At 34.3% G+C, this 1,658-nt stretch carries 2 protein-coding genes and 1 tRNA gene; 2 read left to right on the forward strand and 1 reads right to left on the reverse strand.

What is annotated here, in order from left to right; all coding sequences use genetic code 11:
* Positions 1 to 148 precede the first annotated feature (148 nt).
* Positions 149 to 233 (reverse strand) — tRNA-Ser (locus GJV76_RS15495).
* A 206-nt stretch (positions 234 to 439) separates the two neighbouring features.
* Between GJV76_RS15495 and GJV76_RS15500 the strand changes: the two genes are divergently transcribed.
* Both GJV76_RS15500 and GJV76_RS15505 read left to right on the forward strand, forming a co-directional pair.
* A complete protein-coding gene (locus tag GJV76_RS15500; protein ID WP_155093482.1) occupies positions 440 to 1,018 on the forward strand; it encodes a Crp/Fnr family transcriptional regulator in 579 nt (192 codons plus the stop codon).
* Positions 1,019 to 1,077: 59 nt separating this feature from the next.
* Entirely contained in the window at positions 1,078 to 1,500 is a 423-nt protein-coding gene (locus GJV76_RS15505) for a GNAT family N-acetyltransferase (RefSeq protein ID WP_155093483.1), read from the forward strand.
* Positions 1,501 to 1,658 lie beyond the last annotated feature (158 nt).

Here is a 1,658-nt window from a genome sequence, read left to right on the forward strand (position 1 = left end):
AAGCTTTATGCCTAAACACAACTTTTGAGATTGATCCAACACAACTTTTGAGATTGATCCCTTTTTATTTGCAACTGTTTGGTTACAGATTCTTAGAGAATTATATATAATCAAAAAAACCGATAACATTTGTTATCGGTTTTCTTTGCGGAGAAAGAGGGATTCGAACCCCCGGACCTGTTACAGTCAACGGTTTTCAAGACCGCCGCATTCGACCACTCTGCCATTTCTCCAGTAGAACTCTCTTGTTCTGTATTGCGAGTGCAAATATAGTACAATTTGTATTGTGCGCAAATGTTTTTTGTATCAAATGGCTACTTTTTTTTGAATAAAATCATAAGTGCTTTATTGTCTGTTTTTTATATTTTTAATAAAAGTAAATATTTTTTTATAGAAAGTGGTTAAGTCCTTAATTTTGCAAGATTAGATAATAGTAAAGATGCTTTTAGAGAAACTAATAAAAGAATTTGATGTTGACAAGGGAGTGTTTACGCAAAGGGAGTATGACTTGTTTGATGGTTATTTTGAAAGGATAGAAGTGCAGAGGAATGCTTTTCTAATCGAACAAGGGCAAGTGGAGCGATATAGCTACTTTATCTCAGATGGGGCATTTCGTTGTTGGACGTTGAATCACAAAGGTGATGAACAGACTTTTTGGTTTTGCTTGGCGGGAACATTTTCTATGAGCAATATTTCATTTACCTTAGAAGAACAGTCTTTATTCAATGTACAAGCTGTGATGTCAAGTGTAGTTTATCGCATTGACAAGGAACAAGTGGTTAGATTGTATACAGAGCTTCCTCTTGTAAAGGAGGTCTTTAGTGATTTGACGGCTAAACTTCTCAATCGCTTATTGAAAAGGAATATTGATTTGATAAAGTACACTTCTGAGCAATATTATTTAGAGCTGCTAAACGAATATGGTGAGTTGATGAATTATTTGCCTTTGAAAGATATTGCCTCTTTTATTGGAGTAACACCACAAGGGCTTAGTCGGATACGCAAGCGAATTTTTTAACCCAGGTTCAGTAGTTGTTTGATTAAAAGTACAATTTTTGTTGTTCTAAAATTTAGATTATGATTCGAAGAATAAAGGTAGGGGATTATCCCCGTTTAATGCAAATCTGGGAAAGTGCAGTTTTGAATACTCATGATTTCCTAAAGAATGAAGATTTTCTGTATTACAAAGAGCATATTCCTTTGTACTTTGAACACGTTTCTTTGTGGGGGTATGAAAGCAAAAGCGTTTTAGTTGGCTTTATGGGGATAGCTGAAGATAGCTTGGAGATGTTGTTTATTGATCATGAGTATAGGGGAGAGGGAATAGGCAAACAAATGATTGCTTATGCCAGAGATTCATTTCATATCAAAAGAGTGGATGTGAATGAACAAAATTGGCAAGCGGTAGGGTTTTACAAACACTTAGGATTTAAAGTTATCGATAGATCGGAGACAGATGCACAGGGTAAAGCTTATCCGGTATTGCACTTGGAACTTTAATGTGTCGATTAGGTCCTCTTTTTATTGTTATTAAGTGTTTTGTATTTATTATTTAGTTAATTAAAAGATAATCTTCTTTTATTTGTATGCCCCCGAGCAAGTACATCTTTTATAATCTAAACCCGTTGGGTGTAATTAAATGATTTGATTTTTAATAT

The sequence above is a fragment of the Myroides albus genome (genome assembly GCF_009711045.1).
Taxonomy (GTDB): domain Bacteria; phylum Bacteroidota; class Bacteroidia; order Flavobacteriales; family Flavobacteriaceae; genus Flavobacterium; species Flavobacterium album_A.

Bases quoted from the DNA above. Each gene is read 5' to 3' on its own strand.
- GJV76_RS15500 (WP_155093482.1), top strand. From the start codon at position 440: ATGCTTTTAGAGAAACTAATAAAAGAATTTGATGTTGACAAGGGAGTG.
- GJV76_RS15505 (WP_155093483.1), top strand. From the start codon at position 1,078: ATGATTCGAAGAATAAAGGTAGGGGATTATCCCCGTTTAATGCAAATC.